At 70.3% G+C, this 502-nt stretch carries 1 protein-coding gene; it reads right to left on the reverse strand.

The genetic code is table 11. From position 1 onward, the window contains the following. Positions 1-95 precede the first annotated feature (95 nt). Positions 96-502: hypothetical protein (locus AC1B00_RS09740; RefSeq protein WP_488849533.1), on the reverse strand; the 407-nt coding region annotated here is incomplete at its 5' end.

Here is a 502-nt window from a genome sequence, read left to right on the forward strand (position 1 = left end):
GACGATGACGAGACCCGCGAGCACGCGCCAGGGCGAGAGGCGCTTGCCGTCGTGCGGTCCCGGGGCGGGTGGGGAGACGTAGCTGACGCGAGAGTTCATCGGATGCCGGAATCGAGCGTCGTCGGGAAGGCAGGGGTCTTCACCTCGAGGCGGGGCGGAGTCGTCCGTGCGGTGGCCCGATCGCCGACCGCCGGGTAGCCGTGATAGAGCGCCGCCTCCCAGTCGAAGTCCTCCCCCGCCGGGGCCGTGCCGGCCCCGCCCGACGCGACCGGCACCCACATCCAGTTCGTCAACCCGAGCCAGATGTCGACGATCGAGTTGCGCACCCCGATGTTCTCGACGATGGCCCAGGCCGCGCAGATCGAGTTGAACCCGGCGAACGCGGCCGTCCCCCAGTTGTGCGCGGAGGCGTTCCACCACGCGGTGACGACCGAGAACACCAGGATCGCCCAGGGGCTCACGACGTACAGCAGCTGCGTCGCGGTGCGATCGCGCACTTTCG

This window comes from Campylobacter sp. DY7 (assembly GCF_057802535.1).